15 protein-coding genes and 1 pseudogene are annotated in these 20286 nt (G+C 69.8%); 6 read left to right on the forward strand and 10 right to left on the reverse strand.

Annotated elements, in window-relative coordinates; genetic code table 11:
• A partial coding sequence (locus QHF85_RS47315; RefSeq protein WP_348652823.1) for a hypothetical protein occupies positions 1-2384 on the forward strand: 2384 nt, incomplete at its 5' end.
• Between the two features lie 62 nt (positions 2385-2446).
• On the opposite strand, the gene QHF85_RS47320 is transcribed toward QHF85_RS47315, so the two are convergent.
• Complete coding sequence (locus tag QHF85_RS47320; protein ID WP_281334132.1) at positions 2447-3874, reverse strand: serine hydrolase domain-containing protein; 1428 nt, start codon at positions 3872-3874, stop codon at positions 2447-2449.
• A gap of 266 nt (positions 3875-4140) precedes the next feature.
• Positions 4141-6741, reverse strand: coding sequence for an AAA family ATPase (locus tag QHF85_RS47325; RefSeq protein WP_281334133.1), 2601 nt, complete (start codon positions 6739-6741; stop codon positions 4141-4143).
• A 113-nt stretch (positions 6742-6854) separates the two neighbouring features.
• Here QHF85_RS47325 and QHF85_RS47330 point away from each other — a divergent pair, with 113 nt between their 5' ends.
• Positions 6855-7433, forward strand: coding sequence for a 2OG-Fe(II) oxygenase (locus tag QHF85_RS47330; RefSeq protein ID WP_281334134.1), 579 nt, complete (start codon positions 6855-6857; stop codon positions 7431-7433).
• 3 nt (positions 7434-7436) lie between these two features.
• Here the strand turns inward: QHF85_RS47330 and QHF85_RS47335 are convergent, their stop codons facing one another.
• The 5 genes from QHF85_RS47335 to QHF85_RS47355 are packed head-to-tail and all read right to left on the reverse strand — an operon-like array spanning position 7437 to position 12465.
• Positions 7437-8030: a Uma2 family endonuclease gene (locus QHF85_RS47335; protein WP_281334135.1), complete on the reverse strand. Its 594-nt coding sequence runs from the start codon at positions 8028-8030 to the stop codon at positions 7437-7439.
• A gap of 19 nt (positions 8031-8049) precedes the next feature.
• On the reverse strand, positions 8050-9339 hold the full coding sequence (locus QHF85_RS47340) for a hypothetical protein (protein WP_281334136.1): 1290 nt from the start codon (positions 9337-9339) through the stop codon (positions 8050-8052).
• A 5-nt stretch (positions 9340-9344) separates the two neighbouring features.
• The gene (locus QHF85_RS47345) at positions 9345-10367 is read right to left on the reverse strand and encodes a hypothetical protein (RefSeq protein WP_281334137.1); all 1023 of its coding nucleotides are present in this window, start codon (positions 10365-10367) and stop codon (positions 9345-9347) included.
• Positions 10364-11878, reverse strand: coding sequence for a serine/threonine-protein kinase (locus tag QHF85_RS47350; RefSeq protein WP_281334138.1), 1515 nt, complete (start codon positions 11876-11878; stop codon positions 10364-10366). Before QHF85_RS47350 ends, QHF85_RS47345 begins: the two co-directional genes overlap by 4 nt.
• 29 nt (positions 11879-11907) lie before the next feature.
• On the reverse strand, positions 11908-12465 hold the full coding sequence (locus QHF85_RS47355; RefSeq protein WP_281334139.1) for an NADAR family protein: 558 nt from the start codon (positions 12463-12465) through the stop codon (positions 11908-11910).
• Between the two features lie 104 nt (positions 12466-12569).
• Between QHF85_RS47355 and QHF85_RS47360 the strand changes: the two genes are divergently transcribed.
• Both QHF85_RS47360 and QHF85_RS47365 read left to right on the forward strand, forming a co-directional pair.
• Positions 12570-13118: an MYXO-CTERM sorting domain-containing protein gene (locus tag QHF85_RS47360; RefSeq protein ID WP_281334140.1), complete on the forward strand. Its 549-nt coding sequence runs from the start codon at positions 12570-12572 to the stop codon at positions 13116-13118.
• A gap of 274 nt (positions 13119-13392) precedes the next feature.
• Complete coding sequence (locus QHF85_RS47365) at positions 13393-14709, forward strand: hypothetical protein (RefSeq protein WP_281334141.1); 1317 nt, start codon at positions 13393-13395, stop codon at positions 14707-14709.
• Positions 14710-14724: 15 nt separating this feature from the next.
• On the opposite strand, the gene lepB is transcribed toward QHF85_RS47365, so the two are convergent.
• Positions 14725-15504 (reverse strand): signal peptidase I, encoded by a 780-nt coding sequence (gene lepB, locus QHF85_RS47370; RefSeq protein ID WP_281334142.1) that lies wholly within the window; start codon positions 15502-15504, stop codon positions 14725-14727.
• Positions 15505-15633: 129 nt separating this feature from the next.
• Between lepB and QHF85_RS47375 the strand changes: the two genes are divergently transcribed.
• Both QHF85_RS47375 and QHF85_RS47380 read left to right on the forward strand, forming a co-directional pair.
• A complete protein-coding gene (locus QHF85_RS47375; protein WP_281334143.1) occupies positions 15634-16161 on the forward strand; it encodes a sigma-70 family RNA polymerase sigma factor in 528 nt (175 codons plus the stop codon).
• A complete protein-coding gene (locus tag QHF85_RS47380; protein WP_281334144.1) occupies positions 16158-18155 on the forward strand; it encodes a von Willebrand factor type A domain-containing protein in 1998 nt (665 codons plus the stop codon). The genes QHF85_RS47375 and QHF85_RS47380 overlap by 4 nt, the downstream gene beginning before the upstream one ends.
• A 20-nt stretch (positions 18156-18175) precedes the next feature.
• On the opposite strand, the gene QHF85_RS47385 is transcribed toward QHF85_RS47380, so the two are convergent.
• On the reverse strand, positions 18176-19885 hold the full coding sequence (locus QHF85_RS47385; RefSeq protein WP_281334145.1) for an ABC transporter permease: 1710 nt from the start codon (positions 19883-19885) through the stop codon (positions 18176-18178).
• Positions 19882-20286, reverse strand: a pseudogene (locus QHF85_RS47390) (ABC transporter ATP-binding protein); the annotation flags it as partial. The pseudogene QHF85_RS47390 and the gene QHF85_RS47385, both read right to left, overlap by 4 nt.

Here is a 20286-nt window from a genome sequence, read left to right on the forward strand (position 1 = left end):
CCGGCGGCATCGGCGGCTCGGGCGGCATCGGCGGCGCGGGCGGCGTGATGGCCGGCAGCGGCGGCGCCGGCGGCGTGAATCCCGGCAGCGGCGGCATGGGCGGCATGCCCGGCAGCGGCGGCATGATGGCCGGCTCCGGCGGCGCCGGCGGAGGCCCCGCGTGCGTGAACGACGCCGACTGCAACGACGCCATCGGGTGTACCGCGGACGCGTGCGCGTCCGGCGCATGCGTCCACGTACCGAACAGCGCGTTCTGCGACAACGGCGCGTTCTGCGACGGCACCGAGGTCTGCGACCCCGCGAACGGCGCAGCCGGCACCGGGTGCACGCCGAGCTCGGGATCGCCCTGCGACGACGGCATCTCGTGCACCGTCGACACGTGCAACGAGCAGTTCGACGGCTGCATGAACACGCCGAACGACGCCCTCTGCGACAACAACATCGCCTGCGACGGCGTCGAGACGTGCGGCGTGCTCGGGTGCAAGGCAGGCACGCCGCTCAACTGCGACGACGGCGTCCCGTGCACCGACGACTTCTGCGATCAGGTCACGGGCGGCTGCAAGCACGTCGAGAACGACGGCAAATGCTCGGACGGCGCGTTCTGCAACGGCGCCGAGACCTGCGACAAGGTGGCCGGCTGCAAGCCCGGCACGGCCGTCGACTGCAACGACGGCTTCGCCTGCACGGCCGACACCTGCAACGAAGCGATGGACGCCTGCGCGCACGCGCCCAGCAACGCGGCCTGCGACGACAACGTCTTCTGCAACGGCGTCGAGACGTGCGAGGTCGGCCTCGGCTGCCAGGCGGGCAGCCCGGTCGTCTGCAACGACAACTTCTCCTGCACGGTCGACAGCTGCTCGAACGCGCAAAAGAAGTGCGTGTTCGCGCCGAACGACGCGGCTTGCAGCGACGGCCTCGCTTGCACCGGCGTCGAGGTCTGCGACCCGGCCGGCGGCGCCGCCGGCACCGGCTGCAAGGCCGGCCCGCCCGTGGTCTGCGCGTCCGACGGCGTCGACTGCACGAACGAGGTCTGCAACGAGCCGTCGGGCACCTGCAGCTCCTCGGCCGACAGCAGCAAGTGCCCCGCGGGCCAGCTTTGCGTCCCGCTCATCGGCGGCTGCACGACCGCCCAGCCCTGCACGACGAACGCCCAGTGCGACGACGGCGACGCTTGCAACGGCATCGAGTACTGCGACGTCGTCTGCAAAGCCTCTGCCCCGGTCAACTGCAACGACGGCGTCCCGTGCACCGTCGACACCTGCAACCCGCAGACGGGCGCGTGCTCGAACGTGCCGAACAACAACGTCTGCAACGACGGCATCACCTGCAACGGCATCGAGACCTGCAACCCGCTCGTCGGCTGCATGGGCGGCGCGGCCGTCAACTGCGACGACGGCGTCGCGTGCACGTACGACGCGTGCACCGAGCCCGCGGGCGCGTGCGTGCATTACCTGCAGGACTACATCTGCGACGACGGCGTCTTCTGCAATGGCGCCGAGACCTGCTCGGCCTCCGGCTGCAACCCGGGCTCGGCGCCCGTCTGCAACGACGGCATCCCCTGCACGAGCGACGTCTGCGATCCGATCCTCGACACCTGCAAGGGCATCCCGAACAACAACCTCTGCGGCTGCGGCGAGACGTGTAACCCCGCGCAGGGCGGCTGCGGCAACTTCTGCCAGGTCGCGACGTGCCAGGGCAAGACGTACGCCTGCGGCGACTGCATCGACAACGACGGCGACTGCAAGACGGACTCGGCCGACGACCAGTGCCTCGGCCCCTGCGACAACACCGAGAACAGCTTCTACGGCGGCATCCCCGGGCAGAACAACTCGCCCTGCAAGTCCGACTGTTATTTCGATCAGGACACCGGCGCGGGCAACGACGATTGCTACTGGAGCCACAAGTGCGACATGCTCGAGGCCCCGCCGAACTACCCGCCGGAGGGCAGCCAGTGCGCGTACAACCCGAACGCGAACATCGCCGGGTACAACGGGACGTGCGCCACGGCGTACACCACGCAATCGCAGACGTGCCTCGATTATTGCGGCCCGCTCACGCCGAACGGCTGCGACTGCTTCGGCTGCTGCGCCATGCCCGGGCTGGATTACACGGTCTGGCTCGGCTCGGAGAACCCTGCCGGCACGGGGAGCTGCAACGCGAACACGCTGAACGACCCGTCGAAGTGCAAGCCGTGCACGCAGGTCATGGCGTGCCTCAACACCTGCGAGGTCTGCGAGGTTTGTATCGGCAAACCGAACCTGCCGCCCGGCTGCGTCGAGCAATTCTGCCCGGCCGGCGTCGAGAAGTGCGGCCAGCCCGGCCAGGACCCCTGCCCCGCCGGCGAGACCTGCATCACCGGCTGCTGCTACCCGGTTCCGCAGTGAAACCCTGAGACGAATCGAGGGGCGAGCGCCGGATCCGCGGCCGCTCGCCCCCGACGGCTCGGTCACGGCCCCGTGATCGAGAGCTGGACGAGGTCGTTCACCACGTTCGGCTGGATCGCGCCGAGCATGTTCTCGTATCCCGGCCAGAGCAGGTTGCCGCTCGCGTCGACCTGGATGCCGTCGGGCCCGACCTGGGACGGCAGGCCGTGGTTCGTCAGGAGGACGATCACGAGGTCCCGCGACGGATCGGGGTCCACCGTGAGGAACGTGCCGGCGCCGCCGATCTTCGAAACCGCGTACGGCGAAGAGTAAAGGCCCGTCACGACGTGGGCCCCCGGATCGGGGTCCGCGAGCTCCCAGCCGTGGCCCTTGTTCGCGAAGAGCAGGTCCTCGAGCCAGCTCGACGTCGCGCCGGAGATGCCGAGCGGCGAGCCCCAGCCGTCCCTCGACTGGAGCGACATCATCCCCTCGACGAGATACGGCGACGCGAGCAGTTCGATGCCGCAGGTCCACAGCCACGGCGTGCAGTAGCCATAGACCGTATTGCCCACGACACGCGCGCCGCGGTTCAGGAACATCTGCCCGAGGAGAGCCAGATCCCACGCCGTGGAGAACGCGCCGTCACAGCCGGTCACGCCATGCCCGTCCGCCTCGATCCAGTAGTCTTGCTCGTCGGCGACCTCGCCGCGCATGTACCGGGGCGCGCCGTTCGGCTCGCGCAAGGTCGAGTAGCCCGTGCCGACGAAGCGGCTCGACTTCGCCGACATGTTCACGAGCGGTCGCCAGGCGGTGTCCTTCATCCCGAGCGGGGTCGAGATCCGGTTCTTCACGAGCACGTCGAGCGGCGCGCCGCCCGCCGCCTCGACGACGCGTCCGAGCAGGCGATAGGCGAGGTCGCTGTAGAGCACCGCCGTGCTCGGCGTATAGGCGAGGCTCTCGGCGAGCATCGTGCTCCACGGATCCGAATCGCCGAGCAGCGACGCGGCGGCGTCGATCGAGTGGCCCGAGGTGAACCGCACGAGGTCGCCCACGAGCACGCCCGATTTCGCGGGGGTGGCGAACTCGGGCAGGTAATAGGCGACTGGATCGGAGAGGTCGAGGCAGTTGTGGTCGTGCAGGTCGATCGCCACGAACGCCGTGAGGATCTTGGTGATCGACTGCAGATCGAAGATGCCGTCCTTGGGCATCGCCGGGTTCTGCGCGACGGGGCCGGCGAAGTTGCCGTCGCGGCGGCCGTACGCCTTGTGGAGCACGACCTTGCCGTGGCGCGCGACGAGCAGCACGGCCCCGTCGATCTTGGCGGCGTTCACCGCGTTCTGCACGTGCGTGGAGGCCAGCGAAAGGCCGTTCGCATCCATGCTGACCTGGGAAGGCGTTGTGGCGTATTGCAGGCTGTACGGCCGCGAAGCGCTGCTGGGAGGATCCGCGGAAGCGAGGGCGGGTGCGGCGAAGATTGATGCAAACAGCGCCGCGAAAGCGAGACGTCTCATGGTTTCCTCCGTCGAGGGGGAAAGGATCTTGGTTGCCCCGCAGGTTTTTTCGGATCGCGACGGCGCTCGAGGCGTGTCGTGGGGGTCGGGATCGACGCCGCGTCGAGGCGCGGTCGTCGTTCCCCGAGGCTCGGCGTGGGGATGCCGCGCGGCAGGCGCACTCGTCGACAATCCGGGGGCCTTACAAGGATAGTGGCGTTCCTGGATGCTTGTGAATCCTGGCGGCCTGCAAAACGCGAACATTCGTGTCCGTAGTCGACGGAAGGTCAGCATCGGCACACCTCCTCGCGTGTCGCCTCCCGCTCGGGATGTCCCATCCGGTCCCGTAAAACGAGCGCCTCTTCGAGATACCGCTTCCCGAGCTCCGCCTCGCCCGCCGTCGCGAGGCAGAGCCCTGCCCAATGCAAGACGTCCGCGCGCCCCCAGGCGTCCTCGTCGAGGACGCGACGCGGCGCGTCCTTGGCCCGCGCGCTCGCCTCCTCGTCGCCCCGCGCGAGCGCGATTTCGAGCCCGAGCGCGAGGAGCCGCGCCCGGAACAGGCCGAGCCCACAAGCCTCCGCGAGCTGCTCGCCCGCGAGCGCCTCCCGCGCCGCTTCGAAGAGCGCCCCGCGTGAAAGGGCGATGCGCGCCGTCAGCTCGTGCACGCGCGCCGCCATCTCCACCTCGCCGGAGACCGCGACCCACGCCCGCGCCGCGCGGAGATGGCGCTCCGCCTCCGCCGGATCCTCGTCCACCACGGCGAGCCCGAGGAGCACGTGCCCGTGCGCCGCGTGCCCGGCCCAGCCGAGGCCCTCGCAGGCGGCGACGTTCGCCTTGGTCATCTCCGCCGCCTCCACCCGCTGCCCGAGCGCGAGCAAATGCTCGGCCTCCCAGAGCCCGCGCCGAGCGACCCGCGCGTCCCCCATCGCCGCGAGCCGCGAAAACCCCGCGCGCGCCGCCTCGACGTCCCCGAGGTCATGCGCGATCGACGCAGAGAGCGCGATTCCTCGGGCCATGTGCGTGCCGAGCCCGGCCGACTCCGCCAGCGCGAGCGATCGCGACACGTGCGCCCGCGCCGCCGACAGCGCCCCGGCGAGCCGCTCGGTGTACGCCAAGGTACGCAGTCCTGTAACGAGGTGCGACATCTCGGACGCCGTTTCGACGAGCGCATTGTGCTCCTCGTAGGAGCGCTTCGCGAACGCGAGATCCCCGAGCGCCCCGGCATACAGCCCGCGCTCATAGAACATTGCGGAACGAAAGCCCAATGCAAGCGAGGCGGCAGGGGATCCCGGATTGGTTGTCTCGCCAAACATTCGCAAGATCCGTGCGCCGCGGCTCATCTCGCCGAGCACGAGCCCGAGGTGCGAGAAGCCGCCGAGGGTCTGCGAATACACCCGGTATGCCTCGGTCGGCTGGCCCGCGTCGAGCAGGGTCCGGAGGACCTCCTCGACGGCGTCGAGACGGCCGCGGTCCCGGGGCTTTTGCCGGGGCGCGAAGATCAAGGTGCCCTCGGAAGGCGGCGTCATGGCCGCCTGCACGGCCGAGGGCGAGACCGGGAGCAACGAGCGGAAATGGTCCCGGACAAACGGATGCGACGACCACCGCGGCGGCTCACCCCCGGCGCGGAACACGAGCCCGAGCCGTTCGAGGCGGGCGAGGGCGCGACGAACGGCGTCCGCGGAGGCCCCGGCGAGCGCGCCCGCCACGCGCGGGGAGGCGGAGGCGAGCGCGAGGAGCGCGTCCTCGTCGGCGCCGGCCGAGAGCACGGAGAGGCGCGCGAGCAGGTCCCGCTCGGCGTCGGGCAATGCGGCCGCATAGGCCGCGAGGACCCGGGCGAGGCGCCGGGCCAGCGGATCGTCGCGCGCGGCCTCGGCGAGGCCGTCGGCATCGAGCGGACGCAGGTCTCCGCCGAGAAACGCGCCCGCATACGAGCCCGCCACCGCGAGCGAGAGCGCATGCCCGCCCGAGGCGCGGACGACCCGCGCGAGCGCCTCCCCGTCCCCGTCCGCGCCCCACGACCGGAGCAATCGCTCGGCGTCGGTCGACGAGAGCGGCCCGAGCTTCACGGTGCGCACGCCCGCGTCTGCCCAGGGCGCGAGATCCCCCAGCAAAAACCGCGACGTGACGAGCGCCCGCGCCGCCCCGAGCCCGCGCGCGAGCGCCACGAGCAGGCGCCGGAGCAGCGGATCTTCGAGCTCGCCGTGCGCACGCGAGGCGCCCCCCGCGGCCTGCACGGTCTCGAGGCCATCCAGCACGACGAGGTGCGGCGCCCCACTCCCGAGCGCCAGCAAGAGCTTCTCCAGCCGCTCCCCCGCCTGCGGCTCCGCCCCCGCGAAATACCGCGCGGCGTGCCCGAGGAACGCCTCGGTTCGTTCGTCGTCGTAGAAACTCCACACGAAGAGCCCGCCGTGCCGCGGCGCGTCCCCGATCCGCGTGAGGAGCTGCTCGGCGATGGCCGTCTTCCCGGCGCCGCCCACGCCCACGAGCGCGACCACGCCGGGCCCCTTGCCTTGCGCGGGCGCTGACGCCCACGCCCAGAGCTCCTCGAGGATGTCCTCGCGCCCCACGAAATGCGGCGCGCGCTGGAGCGTGTGCACGTGCTCGGGCGGAAAGAGCCTCGGCGCGGGCGTGGTGTTCGCCGGGGCGGGCGCGGGATCGGCTTCGACCACGAGATCGGCGGCGGCGATCCCGAGCTCGGCCGAGAGCTTTTCGAGGAGCTTTCGCCGCGCGGATTGGCGGACCGAGAAGCCGCCCTCGTTCACCTCGCCGGATTCGTACCGGCGGTACGTGCGCACGTCCACGCCGACCGAGGCTGCGAGCTCCTCCTGGGTGAGCTCGAGCTCGAGGCGCGCCCGCAGCAAGGCCTCGTGATGGAACCGCTGCGCCATTTCGCGGTTCGCATCATCCTTCCGGGCGGCGCTCCTGTCCACCGCGGGGCCCGCCCGGTTCCTGCCCGGTTCTGCCCTGTCCTGCCGCCCAGCGCGGCCGCATGGTGTCCGGCATGAACGCCATCGAGAAACACCTGCTCGCGACCGACCGGGAGCTCTTCACGCTCTCGAACGTCCTCGCCCCCACGGAGTGCGACGACCTCATCCGGCGCGCCGAGGCGCACGGCTTCACGGACGCGCCGATCACGGTGGGCCCGAACAAGTTCCGGATGGCGCCGGACATCCGCAACAACCGGCGCGTCATGCAGGACGACCCGCCCCTCGCGGCCGAGCTCTGGCCACGGGTCGCGGCGCACGTGCCGGCGCAGCTCGGCGCGTATCGCCCGGTGGGATTGAACGAGCGATTCCGGTATTACCGCTACACGCCGGGCCAGCAATTCGACTGGCACATGGACGGCGCGTTCATCCGCACGCGGGAGGAGCAGAGCTTGCTCACGTTGATATTTTACCTGAATGAAGACTGCGCCGGCGGGACGACGGATTTCAGGTTCGTGGCCGACGACGAGATCCGCGTGGCGCCGCGGCGCGGAATGGCGCTCGTGTTCTCGCACCCGATGTATCACCGGGGAGCGCCGGTGATCGAGGGGACGAAATACGTGCTCCGGACGGATGTGATGTATCGGCGGGGGTGAGGGTCAGGGGGTGGCCGTCGAAGGCTGAAAAGGCCGGTCCTTCCAGAGCCAGGCGAGCTGAATCTCGATCGCCTCGAAGGGCTCGAGCCGAACGCATTCATCCCCGCCAAACGCCCCAGCCACGACCCATGTCTTGCCCTCGAGCCGGTACACTTCGAGCGTCTCTATCGCTGGATCCACGATCCAGTAGTGACGAACGCCGTGTTTGGCATAGAGCCTGCTTTTTTCCACCCGGTCGGTTCGACCGTACGCTTTCTCGACGACTTCGCAGATCCAGTCGGGCACGGCGGTGAAAGGACCGTCGTCCAGCTGTTCGAAGCGCTCCACCCGCCATGCAGCCAGATCGGGCCTCCGGACCTCTTCGCCAAACTGGATGTGCCCACTCCGGACCACCCATCCGCCTGGCCCGTCACGGCCCAGATCGAACGGGCCACCGAGGATCGTCATCAGCCTCGTTCTGGCTCGGCTGTGCGGCGGGTTCGGCACAGGCACAAGAACAAGCTCGCCATCGACGATTTCCCCGACGAACCCCTCGGGCACGTCCTCCAGATCTTCCCACGTCTTCGGACGCTTCGCCGTGCGAGCCGGATCCGACATGCCCGCACTCTACCACATCTCACCGCTCCGGAAACGCCGTCCACCCCTCGAATTCCGGACACAGCTCGCCACAGGCGCCCACGAAGAGCGCGGCCGGATCGAAGAACCCATCGTCCGGCGGCGCGATCGCGCCCGTGAGCCCCGGCGCGCCGCTCGGGAGCGACAGATCCACCGGGCCGCTCGTGAACGGCGGCAAACCACTCTCCTCCGCCTCGAGCGCGCGATTCTCCCGCGACGGATCCATGGCCCAGTCCGACTCCATGAAATCGGGATCGTCGTCCGTGAAGTTGTCGTCGCTCGCCAGGATCGAATGGCGGATGTCGAGCAGACCCGCGTTCGCATTCTCGTGCGTCGGCGTATCCTCGATGCCGAGGCTCGACGTCCCCGCCCTCGCCACGAGCATGTCGAACATCCGCCCCCGCGTCGCGCCCCGCAGCTTCACGTTCGGCCCGAACTGGTCCTCCATCCCGACGAGCGTCACGTTGTACAGCAAGGGATCCGAAGGCGCAGATCCCGCGCCGTCCTCGGCGTCGCTCGAGCCCTGGCCGGCCTGGATGCACGTGTCGCCCTGCATGTCGCCCATCACGACGGCGATGAATTGACCCTTGCCGCGCCAGCCGAGCGCCCAATCGAATCCGTCGTCCTCGAACCCCGTGACGAGGATGTGCTTCACCGACACCGTCCCTCCGCGCAGATCGATGGCGTCGGCTTCGGTGCGGTGCACCTGCACGTGGTCGATGACCGTCCCGCTGCCCACGCCCTCCAGGCGGAGCCCGCCCGGCGACCCCTGCAATCCGTCGTCTCGGCCCGCGAACTCGATCCGCACGAATCGGATCTCGCCGCTGCTATCGTCCTCGGCCGTCCCGCCGCAGGTGGCCTTGATGCCGGGGGGAAGGACATCCATCGGGCGGCCGCTGGGCGCGCCGTTGATCGGGGCGCGACCACAGAGGATGAGGCCGCGCCAATCCCCCTCGGAGCGCTCGGCCTTGGCGCTCGTGAAGACGATCGGCGCTTCTTTCGTGCCGCGCGCGACGATACGAGCGCCCGGCTTCACCAGGATCCCGGCCTCCGTCCGGGCGAGGATCCGCGTCCCCGGCTCGATCGTGAGCGTCGCGCCCGGCTCGACCACCACGTATCCGGTGAGCATCGCGGTTTGATCCGCATACCACGTCGTATCCTGGCCGATCGAACCGGAGACCTCGATGCTCGGGCGGAGCATGCCCTCCTCGATGCCGAAGACCGAGGCGCATCCGGTCGCGCTCGCGCACCCGAGCGCCCCGAGGACGAAAACAAGGTTGGCAGGACGCACCCGCATCAAAACATCCCTCGCGCGAAGATCCCCCCGGGGCCCATCGCCAACGTCGCGCTCGTCTTCGGCGCCGCGTCCGACGGACCTCGCGTCGCGAGCGAAACGACCAGCAGCGCGGCGCCCGCGGCCGTGAGGATCGCGCCCGGAACGAAAATCGCCGTCCCGACGCCCGCGAGATCCATCGCGTCCTTGCGAAGGGCGACGCCCTCCCGATCACAATACGTGGCGTCGCAGAGAGGCGCCGCCTCGTTGAACCGCGCGCGCGCCATGAACCCCACGCCGAGCGACGCGCCCATCGTGAGCCAGCCCGCGCCGCCCACCGCAATGCCCGCAATCCCGAGCGGACCGATGCCTTGGGGCTTCAGCCGAGGCGGAGGCGGCGGCGGCGGCGGAGACGGCGGCAGAGGCGCTTTCACGGGCTCGGGCCTCGGCGGCGGCGGCTCGATTTTCACGTCTTCGAGCGGCGGCAAGGTCACGGTCGTCGTCGTGGACCCACGCTCGATCACCACGGACGTGGAGAAGGGCACTTTCCCCGGCGCGCTCGCCTCGATCTTGTACGTGCCCGGATCGATGGGCACGCCGCTGTTCCACAGGACGGGCGCCACCCCGAGTCCGTCGCGGCGCACGACGAGGCCCTCACGCGGAATCGAATCGGCGACCTCGATGACGAGGCGCGAGAGCTTCGATTCGAGGGCTTCCGCCCGCGTCCGCCCGATCTTTTCCCGTTCCGGTTGACCCGCCCGGCGCGCCGCGTCGGCCGCCTGGAGGAACGTGGCCCACGCGGTCGCAAGCTTGCCGAGTTTTTCTTGACAATCCGCGAGGTAAAGCAGCGTGCCCACGCCCGAATCGAGCTTGTGGCTCTCCGCGAGCCGCGGGCACGCATGCTCGAAATCGCCCTTCTCCATGAGCGCGAGCGCCTCCTTGAAGAGGTGCTCGGCCGCAGCCACGTCGCCCTGCTGGGCAAACCCCAGGCGCGGCATGCCGACGAGCGCCACGGCCAGAACGAGCCCGGCGGCGCGTCTCTTCATTTCCGGCCTCCGAAATCGGGGACCTGGCCGGACGTGGGCGCCGCGCTCGGCGCCTGGGTCGCCGCGGGCTTCGTCGCGCCCGTCTTCACGGGCGCCGCCACCTTGGGCGCCACCACGCTCGCGGAAGGCGCTGCAGAGCCACTCGAAGGCGCCACGATCACCTCGGGCGTCGGCGCCGGCGCGACGACCATGCTCGGCGCGGGCATCGCCGCCGAGAGGGCCTGCGCGGGCACCTCGATCTCCGGCGGCCGCGGCGGCTCCGCGGTCACGGCCTTCTCCTCGCGGCCCCCGAGCCATCGCGTCCCCACGATGCCGAGGAGCAAAGCGACCACGCCTGTCAGGACAAACCATTTCCCCGATCGTGACGGCGCGCCCGGCTGGGTCTGCGACCACGTCGCCGCCGTCTTCCCCATCGGCGGCCCCGAAACCCGCTCGCCCACCTCGCTCGGCCGCGCCCCGTCGCCCGTCGTCCCCCCCGACGAGCCCTCCTTTTTTCGGAGCGACGAGCCCGTGGTTTGTCCGGGCGAGGTATTTCCGGTGTTCCCGGCCGCCGTCTCGGGCGTCGCGCTCCCCGCGTCGCGCGCCCCGGCGAGGTGCGCGTGAATGCGGCCGAGCAAGGGCCGCGACCGCTCGGGGGCGAACGGGGCGAGGGCGTCCGCGAGCTCGGCCACGCTCTGAAATCGATCCGCGGGGTCTTTTTGCAGGCAACGCAGCACGACCTCGCCAAGCGCGGCCGGCAGATCCTCGCGGTGGCGGCCCGGCGGCTCCGGATCCTCGGTCATCAGCACCATGATGAGCGCGCCGAGCGAATCGGCGACGAATGGCATCACCCCGGTGAACGCCTTGTAAAGCACGACGCCGAGCGACCAGATGTCGCTGCGCGCGTCGACCTCCCGCGCCGCGCGGAACTGCTCGAGCGACATGTACATCGGCGAGCCGAGCAGCGCGTTGCTGCGCGTGAGCGCCGTGCCGCCGATGGCCGCTGCATCCTGGTGCTTCGCGATTCCGAAATCGAGCACCTTCACCGCCGGGCTCCCGTCGGACCGCCGGGTCACGAAGAGATTCGCCGGCTTGATGTCGCGGTGCACGATGCCGCGCCCGTGCGCCTCGGCGAGCGCCTCGCAAGCCTGCAGCACGATCTCGCAAGCCTCCTCGATCGGGAGCTTGCCGGCCGCGCGGATCCTCGCGTCGAGGTCCTCGCCTTCGAGCAGCTCCATCACGAGGTACGGCACGCCATCGTCGAGCGTGCCGAAGTCGAGCATGCGCGTGACGTGCTCGCTCCGCAGCTTCGTCGCGGCCTGGGCCTCGCGCAAAAAGCGCTTCTTGCCGACCTCGTTCTTGGCCGCGGCCTCGAGCATGAACTTGATGGCCACCCGCTGCTCGAGATCCGTGTGCTCGGCGGCGACGACGGCCCCCATGCCGCCCACGCCGAGCACCCGATCGACGCGATATTTCCCGGCGAGCACGTCGCCCGTCTTGACCGGAAGCTCGATTTCGCTCTCGCTGCTCATCAGCCGCGCACGTTGCCTCGAGGGCGAGCCTATCGAGGGCGCGCCGCGCCGGCAAGCCCTTCGCGCGCCACCATCAGCGCAAACCCCAGCAAATTCAGCCCCGGCCAGGCCCGAGGGTCCGTCGCGCGCGGATCCGACGCGCCGAGCCCGATGCCCCAGATCGCGTCCTTCGGGCTCGCCTCGACGAGGACCTTCGAACCCGTTCGGAGCAGCCAATCGCCGAGGGCCGCGTTCTGGCCGAACTTCGCGTGGCTCGCCTCCACCACGACGCCGAACCGGTGCTCGCGCCAGCGCGCCTCGTCGAAATCACGCACCTCGCGCCCGAGCGCCTTCGCCTTGCCCGGATCCTCGGTCGCGAGGATCTTCGCGCGCGTTGCCTCGTCGCCGAAGAGCCGCGCCTTCTCGGCCATCATGAAATGCTCGGCCGCCGGGTATCGCTCTCCGCGCACGACGAAAGGCGCGGGATACCATTGGCTCAAGCAAAACGGACCGAGCCTCCCGTCCTTGCTCGGCGTATGGCCCCAGAAGAACAGGAAATCGAGCGGCTCGCCGCGCTCTTGCCGCGCGATCAGGGTGGCGACGTCCATGGCGGGAGCCTACCGCATCTCGAAGCGCGCGGGGAAGCGTCCTCGCGTTTCGCTTGGAAAGGTGCCCTCCGCGGCGGTACCGTATCCCGAGGAGGGTTTCCTTCATGCGATCACATCTCTTGCTTTTCGCGGCCGCCGCGCTCCTCGCCGCGGCCCCCGCGTCCGCCGACGTCCTCTCGGATCCGCCGACGGACTGCACCGAGGGGAGCGTGGGCTCGCTCTGCCACGGCCCCCCGCACTGCGCGCCCCTCTCCTGCGCGACCGACGCCGATTGCGAGGGCGGCGGCACGTGCGTGGAAAAACAGCTCTGCATCGAGCAAATCGGCTGCTCGGGCGGATGGGTCGGCGACGGCGCGCCGCCCGCCGAAACGAACGTGACGAGCGCCTGCGACGCCGCGGGCGCCTGTCCGATGGGCGGGACGTGTACACCCACCAAGGTCTGCATCGGCGGGACGCAGGCTGGCTCGGGCAGCGGCGCGGGCGGCAGCGGCGCGGGCAGCGGCGCAGGGGGCGACGAAAATGGCGGCGACGACGTCGCGGTGAAGGGATGCTCGTGCTCCGCCGTGGGCGACCGCGCCGCGCCGTGGCTCGGGCTCGCCATGGTCGCCGTGGGTGTGGGGACCGCCGTCGCGCGAAGGCGGCGTCGAGACTAACGCCGAGGGAATGCCTCGAACGCCCCGCAGAACCCGCGCGTCCATCCTGCATCCGCGGCGCTGACATGCGCCAGCGTCAAGCGCGCGCATAGGGCGCTGCCCGTACCCTTTTGCGGGGATAGGTGCCTGGTAGCAATGTGACCTCGCGTGCAAAACCTTGGATGACGTCGCGGGACTGCCAGAGAGCCGCCGTGAACATCGCACACGGCCGGGCGCAGGCGTGCACGTCGGATCCCGTCCTCATGTGAAGAGGTCGGCGAAAGAGGTGACTGCAATGCGTTGGAATACACTTGCAGCCGTGCTCGTCACGGCGACGATCGCCGCAGCTTCGAGCTGCGAGCGCAGTGAGACCGAGCCCATCGACGAGGCACCGCAGCCGGTCGGCAGCAAGGACGACCCCGTCGTCGAGGACGCCCGCGTGGCCATCCACAAGGGTCGACAAACCTTCCGGTTCGATACCTTCGGTGACGAGGCGTTCTGGGGCGACCAGCTTCATTTGCACGAGACCATCCGAACGCTGACGCCCGTCCAGGTGCTCGGCCTCGGCCTCAAGGTGGACGTCGAAGCATTGCCCAAGCCGCTCCAGGACAAGATCAAAAAGGGCAAGGTCGACCTCGAGTCCCCGGCGACCACGCTCGCGCTGCTGAAGTTGAACGCGGTGGTCGGCGTGACCGGGTTCTTCGAGAAGGACACGCTCGTCTCGGTGGGCATTCAATGCGCCCTCTGCCATTCGACCGTGGACGACTCCCTCATGGCTGGCATCGGCAAGCGCCTGGACGGCTGGCCCAACCGCGATCTGAACGTGGGCGCCATCATCGCCTCGGCGCCCACCGTGGCGCCGCTCGCCAACCTGATCGGGATCACCGAGGCCGAGCTGCGTGGGGTGCTCCTGGGCTGGGGCGTCGGGAAATTCGACGCCGAGCTGATCCTGGATGGGAAGACCCAAAACGCGACCGGAGGACCGGCGGCCACGCTCCTCCCCGCGGCGTTTGGCCTCGCCGGCGTCAACCTGCACACGTATACGGGCTGGGGCTCGGTCACGCACTGGAACGCGCTCGTCGCGAATCTCGAGATGGGAGGGAAAGGCATTTTCTCCGACGCACGTCTCGATGACCCGATCAAGTTCCCGATCGCCGCGGCCAATGGTTTCGACGATGTCCGCGACCCCGTGGACCGCATCACGCCGAAGCTCGCGGATCTGCACTTCTACCAGCTCGCGCTCGAGGCGCCGAAGCCACCTCCCAACACCTTCAATCCTGCGGCAGCCATGCGTGGCAAGGACGTCTTCAACGACCCGCAGCGGGGGGATTGCGCGCGTTGCCACGTGCCACCGATCTTCACCGAGCCCGGGTGGAACATGCACACGCCGGACGAGATCGGGATCGACGATTTTCAATCGAACCGCTCACCCGACGAGCGCTACCGGACAACACCCCTCGGTGGGCTCTTCACGCGAAAAAAAGGCGGCTTCTATCACGACGGTCGCTACGCCGACCTCGACGAAGTGGTCGCCCACTACGAGACCGTCTTCGGCCTGAACCTGTCGCCCGGCGACAGGGCCGACCTGATCGAATACTTGAAGTCGCTCTGACGGGGGCCCGGAGCATCACGGCGACAAAGGTTTTTCCTTCAAGCATTTTTCCATCGCAGGCCCGAGCGACGCCGCGCCGGCCGGCAGGACGGGCGGCCCCTCCACGGACGCCGCATTGCGCTCGGAAAAACCGCCGATCACGATCAAGCGCACGTGCCCCGTGACCGTGGACATCGGCAAGCCGCGGCCGACGCCGCCCCTCCAGCTCCGTGAGTCGTGGCTGTTCATGCGATTGTCGCCGACGACGAACACCTCCCCCTCGGGCACGCGCCACGGCCCCTGCACGATCCCGCAGATCCCGCCCCGGCACGATTGGATCCCGTCGCAATCGCTGTCCTTCTCGCACGTCCCGCCGTCGACGGGTCCGTCGAGCAGAACACCGTAGGCGTGGCCGCCGAGCCATTCAATGAAAAGCTCGTACGTCCGATGGTCCCACTCGTATCGGCCCACGCGGCACTGCGGTACGCGGGCGCCGTTGAGGATGGGTCGCCCGTCCACGAACTGGATCTCGTCCCCCGGCATCCCGATGACGCGCTTCATGAAGAGCTGATCCGGGTTCTCCGGGAACGGAAAGACGATCACGTCGCCGCGATGCACCTCGCCGCCACGCATCGCGGAGACGTAGTCGCCGGGCACGAGCGTGGGTAACATCGCCCCGGACGGGACCTTGTACACCTGGATCATCACGCGGAGCACGACGAAGATCGCGACGAGAACGCCCAGGAGCACATAGGCCCACGACGCCGAGCGCTTCTTGCGCGTCCCCTCGTCGCGCGCCGGGGAGGTGTCGGACATGAGGAGCCCCTACCCCGTTCCGCGCCCGGCGAGAAGCCGCCCGAGACGACCCACCCGACCCGATCTTTTTTTCTCTAAGAAACCTCCCGCCCCCACGTTCTTCGAGCGAACGACACGACTTTCGCGCCCATGCCGAGCGAACCGACGAGCCACTGGGTCCTTCTCGCGCTCTCGCGCTACGAAGCCCCTTTGCTTCGGTACGCCGCGGCGATCGTGGGATCCGCTCAGGCGGCCGACGTGGTGCAGGACACGTTCCTGCGCTTGTGCAACCAGGATCGGGCGGCGGTGGAGCCGCATCTCCGGGCCTGGCTGTTCACGGTCTGCCGAAACCGGGCCCTCGATGTTCGGCGCGACAAACGGCACGTCGAGGCCGTCGCGGAGGTGGACGAGGTCATGCCGAACAATCTACCCGGGCCCGCGGAGGCCCTCGAACGCCGGGAGGCGATGCGCCGCGTCCTCGGCGCGCTCGATACCCTGCCGGAGCGACAACGCGAGGCGGTCCTGCTCAAATTCAGCGGCGACCTGAGCTACCAGGAAATCGCGGAGGTGCTCGGGACGAGCGTCTCGAACGTGGGTTTCTTGTTGCATACGGCGCTGCGCGCGCTGCGCGAGCAGGTGGAGAAGAAGGACCGCGAAGCCGAGAGGAGGAGCCGATGACGCTCTCGAAAGACGATCCGCGCCTGCTCTCGTACGTGCTCGGCGAGCTCGACGAGACGGAAGCGCGCGAAATCGAGGCGGCGATCGATGGCGATCCGGAGATCCGCGCGGAGATCGACGCCCTGCGCATGACGGCCGACATGCTGCGCGAAGGGCTCGCGGAGCGCGCGCCGAAGGAGCTGCCAGCAGCGCAGCGAAAGGCGCTGGAGGAGGCAACGCGCGGGACGGACAAACCCAAGGGAGCGCCGCTCCGGAAGCGTTCTCTTCGGCCGATGTGGCTCGCGGCGGCGGCCGTCGCGCTCGTGGCCGCTTCGTTCCACGTGGTGATGTACCAGCATCACGACATCCGGCCCGGGGAGGAGCAAGTGATGCCCGACCTCGAGGCGCTCGCGCCGCAGCCGAAGGAGAAGGAAAAGGCGAAGGCGCCCCGGAAGGACGACACGCAGATCGACGAGGCGACGCGGCGACAAGCCCTGAGAGCCCTCCAGGAGGAGCGGGCGCGTCAGAGCAAACAGGGCGATTGGAGGGCCCCGAAGCCCCGCAGGTTGACCGCGCGCTCGAAGCCGCGGGCCGACGAGAACCCGTTCGTCTACACGACGAGCATCGCGCGCGCGGCGTTTCCCCTCGACGTGGACACGGCCTCGTATTCGCTCGTCGAGCGGTACATCGAGGAGGCCGCGCGGAGGCCGCCGCCGAGCGCGGTGCGCGTCGACGAGCTCGTCAATGCATTCGCGTACGAAGACCCGCCCCCGTCCGGGGAAGAGCCGCTGACCGCCCGTGCGGAGGTCGACGTCGCGCCGTGGAACCGTTCGCACAACCTCGTGCGCCTCTCGCTGAAGGCAGCGCCGCTCGATTCCACGAGGCGCCCCGCGGCGAACCTGGTCTTCGTGATCGACAAGTCGCCGGGGTTCGCCAAGGACCCGGACAAACTGCCGCTCCTCCAGGCCGCCCTGCGCAGGGTGGTCTCGCGGCTCGACGCGCGAGATCGGGTGACGCTCATCGAATACGGCGGCCCCTCGCAAGATCCCTGGCTCTCCCCGACGCCGGGCGACGACAAACCCCGGATCCTCACCGCGATCGACCGGTTCGAGCCGAGCCCGACAGCCTATTCACCCAATTCCATCGAGCGAGCCTTCAAGGAGGCCCAGGCACATTTCGTCGACGGCGGCGTGAACCGGGTCTTCCTCGCGACGGACGACCAATTCGCGGCGGGGCCGGAGCAGGGTCGGCTCGCGGCGATCGTCCGGGAGAAGGCGGCGGGGGGCATTTCCCTGTCGACGCTCGGCTTCGGTCCGATGGACGGGGCGGCGGGACAAACCTTGAAGGCCCTGGCCGAGGAGGGAAAAGGGAGCTTCGCGCCGATCGGCGGGCCAAACGACGCGCGCAAGGCGCTGGTCGACGAGGCCCTCGGGCCGCGCACGCCGATCGCGAGGGACGTGCGGGTCGAGGTCGATTTCAGCACGAAGTACGTGCGGTCATTCCGGCTGATCGGCAATGAGGATCGGACGGGCCCGGAGCGCGAGTTCCTGGACGGCTGGAGAGGCCCGGTCGATCTGTACGCCGGGCACGCGGTGACGGCGCTCTACGAGCTCGAACCCAGGCCCGACGACTCGGGGGGCTCGGAGGCGCCGCCCGTGCCCTATCTCTTGACGCTGCGGGTCTTGTACAAGGATGCGTCGGGACAAACGAGCCGGGAGATCGAAGTGCCGCTCCTCGACGACAATGCGCAGGTGAGCACGGATTTTCGATTCGCCGAGGCGGTGGCGGCGTTCGGCCTGATCCTGCGGGATTCGCCGTTCAAGGGCGACCTGACGATCGAGGACGTGCGGAAGATGGCCAAGGAGGGCCTCGGCGCGGATCCGGGCGGGCACCGGGCCCGCTTCATGAACCTGCTCGACCTCGTGGAGCTGACCCCCGGCATGACGCCCCGGCCGCTGGGCTCGGCGCCGCGACGGGGGTGCCCCCCTGGCGATTCGCTCTGCTCGGAGCTTTGATCAGACCGGCGCGCCCTCGCTCATCCCGCGGGCGCGGGCTCGGGCTCGGCCGGAGGCGCGACGGCCGCCGCGGCCGCCGCTTCCTCCATCGCGCGCACCGCCGCGGCGTCCTCCTCGGCGAGGATCCGATCGCTCTCGCCGAGCGCTGCCTCGTGCGCCGTGATGACGCGCGCCACGCGGCTCCGCGCGAGCGCGAGGAACAGCACGCCGAGCAGGCTCCACGCCACCGAGGCGAGCACCGAGGCCGCGACGAGCATCTCCTCGCCGCTGCTACCGACCGCGTCGATCGCGACGAAGACGTAGAGCGGCGAGGGCGCGGCCACGATGAGGGCGCTGCGGCCCGACGGCGACGCGAAGATGCCCGCGATCGCAGCGACGACCCACGGCCCGACCGCGACGAGGAAATGCACCGCGAGCAGCAGCACCCGCGCGAGCAGCGTGGCGCTCGACCGCGCTCGCAAGAACGCGCCGAACCCCACGGAGAACAGGTAAAACGAGGCCGCGTAGAGCGCGACGAGGAGGATTCCCAGGGCGGTGCCCCCGGTGCTCCGCTTGGTGAGGGCCTGGACGACGATCCCGGCGCCCGCCGTGAGGGTGAACGCGCCTGCCGCCACGCCGAGCTGCATCATCGACGTGCCGAGGATCCCAGGCCCGAGCAGACGCCCGATCCGGCCGACGCCCTTCCGATCCCAGTGCAGCCGCACGCGCCGCGAAGGCCCGAGCGAGTCGCCGAGGAAGAGGTAGACCGAGCCCATCAAGAACACGAGCAGCGCGCAGAGGCCCGCGACGGCGGCCTCGTCGATGTCGGACGCGTCGACCGCGGCCACGGGCGCGGCCGCGCAGATCGCGAAGAGCGGCGCGGACACGAGGAACCATCGCTTCAGGCCCGTCGAGCGATCGTCCGTGATGCTCGTGAGGTTCGCGACCGTGACCTCGTAAAGGAACCACGCGGGCAGGGCCGTCGCGACGATCGGCAGGAGGATCAAGCAGAGGACGTACGTGAGGTCGAAGGGCGCGCGCGCGTACGCCGTCGGCAGCCAGACCGGCGGTCCTTCCGGCACGCCGGGCCAGGCGTGATGCGCGGTCACCGAGAGCCCCACGCCGAACCAGCCGTAGACGTTGAGCGAGACGATCACCGCGCAGATCAACGTGACCACGAGCGCGGCGCGCAGGCTGTTCATCTTCGAGCTGACCGCGAGCCCGAAGGCGACCGCGAGGCCCGCGATGAGGAACAAGAACCCGAACGCGACGATCGTCTCGGTCGCAGTGACGCCGCCGAAGAGGAACGGCAGCGCGCCGACGGGCGCGAGCATCACCACGTACATGCTGATCGACGTGTACGCGGCGAGGAATTTTCCGCGCGCGATCACCGCGGGGCGGAGGCCCGTGAGGATCACGGCTTCCCACGTGCGCCCCTCGCGCTCCGACGCGATCGCGTTCGCCGCGACCGCGGGCCCGACGAACGTCACCACGAAATACGCGAGCGAGAAGAAGACCTGGAAGAGGACGTACCCCGTGGTCGCGGGGCTCTCGCTGATCGAGACGAGGCCGCCGATCGAGGCGATCGCCAGCGTGGCCAGGATCGAGAGCACGCAGAGGATGATCGGCGTGCGCACGAGGCGCGCGGACTGGCGGAGCTCGCGGATCCAGATCGGGTTCGGATCGTCGAGCAGGCGGCGCAGGCGCGAGCCGTTGCCCGCGGGCGCTTGCGTGCCGGTCTGCGCGCTCATTGGACGTCTCCGCGCGTGACCTCGAGGAAGATGCGCTCGAGCTCGTTCCTCTCCGGCTCCACGCCCACGATGCCGATGTTGCGATGCACGAGGTGGGTCACCATCTCCGCGATCTTCGTCTCCGTGCCCGTGTAGCCGACGTGCACGACGCCGCCCATCACGTGGACCTCGACGATCCCGGGCCCGCCGCGCAGGAAGTACGCGGCCGCCTCGGGGTTGCCGAGGACGCGCAGTTTCACCCGACGAACGCTCGGCGCTTGCGGGACCGGCGCGGGCGCGGCCGCCGGAAGCGGCCCCGGGGGCGCGACGAGCGGGACACCGGCGGGCGGCATGGGCACGGGCGCAGCGGCGGCAGCGTCGGGAGCCGCGGCTTGCGCGCCTTGCGCGGGCACGAGCGCGCG

Origin of the sequence: Polyangium sp. 6x1 (assembly GCF_029946515.1) — a bacterium.
Lineage (GTDB): Bacteria > Myxococcota_A > Polyangia > Polyangiales > Polyangiaceae > Polyangium.

Bases quoted from the DNA above. Each gene is read 5' to 3' on its own strand.
- QHF85_RS47320 (WP_281334132.1), bottom strand. From the start codon at position 3,874: ATGAGACGTCTCGCTTTCGCGGCGCTGTTTGCATCAATCTTCGCCGCA.
- QHF85_RS47325 (WP_281334133.1), bottom strand. From the start codon at position 6,741: ATGGCGCAGCGGTTCCATCACGAGGCCTTGCTGCGGGCGCGCCTCGAG.
- QHF85_RS47330 (WP_281334134.1), top strand. From the start codon at position 6,855: ATGAACGCCATCGAGAAACACCTGCTCGCGACCGACCGGGAGCTCTTC.
- QHF85_RS47335 (WP_281334135.1), bottom strand. From the start codon at position 8,030: ATGTCGGATCCGGCTCGCACGGCGAAGCGTCCGAAGACGTGGGAAGAT.
- QHF85_RS47345 (WP_281334137.1), bottom strand. From the start codon at position 10,367: ATGAAGAGACGCGCCGCCGGGCTCGTTCTGGCCGTGGCGCTCGTCGGC.
- QHF85_RS47350 (WP_281334138.1), bottom strand. From the start codon at position 11,878: ATGAGCAGCGAGAGCGAAATCGAGCTTCCGGTCAAGACGGGCGACGTG.
- QHF85_RS47355 (WP_281334139.1), bottom strand. From the start codon at position 12,465: ATGGACGTCGCCACCCTGATCGCGCGGCAAGAGCGCGGCGAGCCGCTC.
- QHF85_RS47360 (WP_281334140.1), top strand. From the start codon at position 12,570: ATGCGATCACATCTCTTGCTTTTCGCGGCCGCCGCGCTCCTCGCCGCG.
- QHF85_RS47365 (WP_281334141.1), top strand. From the start codon at position 13,393: ATGCGTTGGAATACACTTGCAGCCGTGCTCGTCACGGCGACGATCGCC.
- lepB (WP_281334142.1), bottom strand. From the start codon at position 15,504: ATGTCCGACACCTCCCCGGCGCGCGACGAGGGGACGCGCAAGAAGCGC.
- QHF85_RS47375 (WP_281334143.1), top strand. From the start codon at position 15,634: ATGCCGAGCGAACCGACGAGCCACTGGGTCCTTCTCGCGCTCTCGCGC.
- QHF85_RS47380 (WP_281334144.1), top strand. From the start codon at position 16,158: ATGACGCTCTCGAAAGACGATCCGCGCCTGCTCTCGTACGTGCTCGGC.
- QHF85_RS47385 (WP_281334145.1), bottom strand. From the start codon at position 19,885: ATGAGCGCGCAGACCGGCACGCAAGCGCCCGCGGGCAACGGCTCGCGC.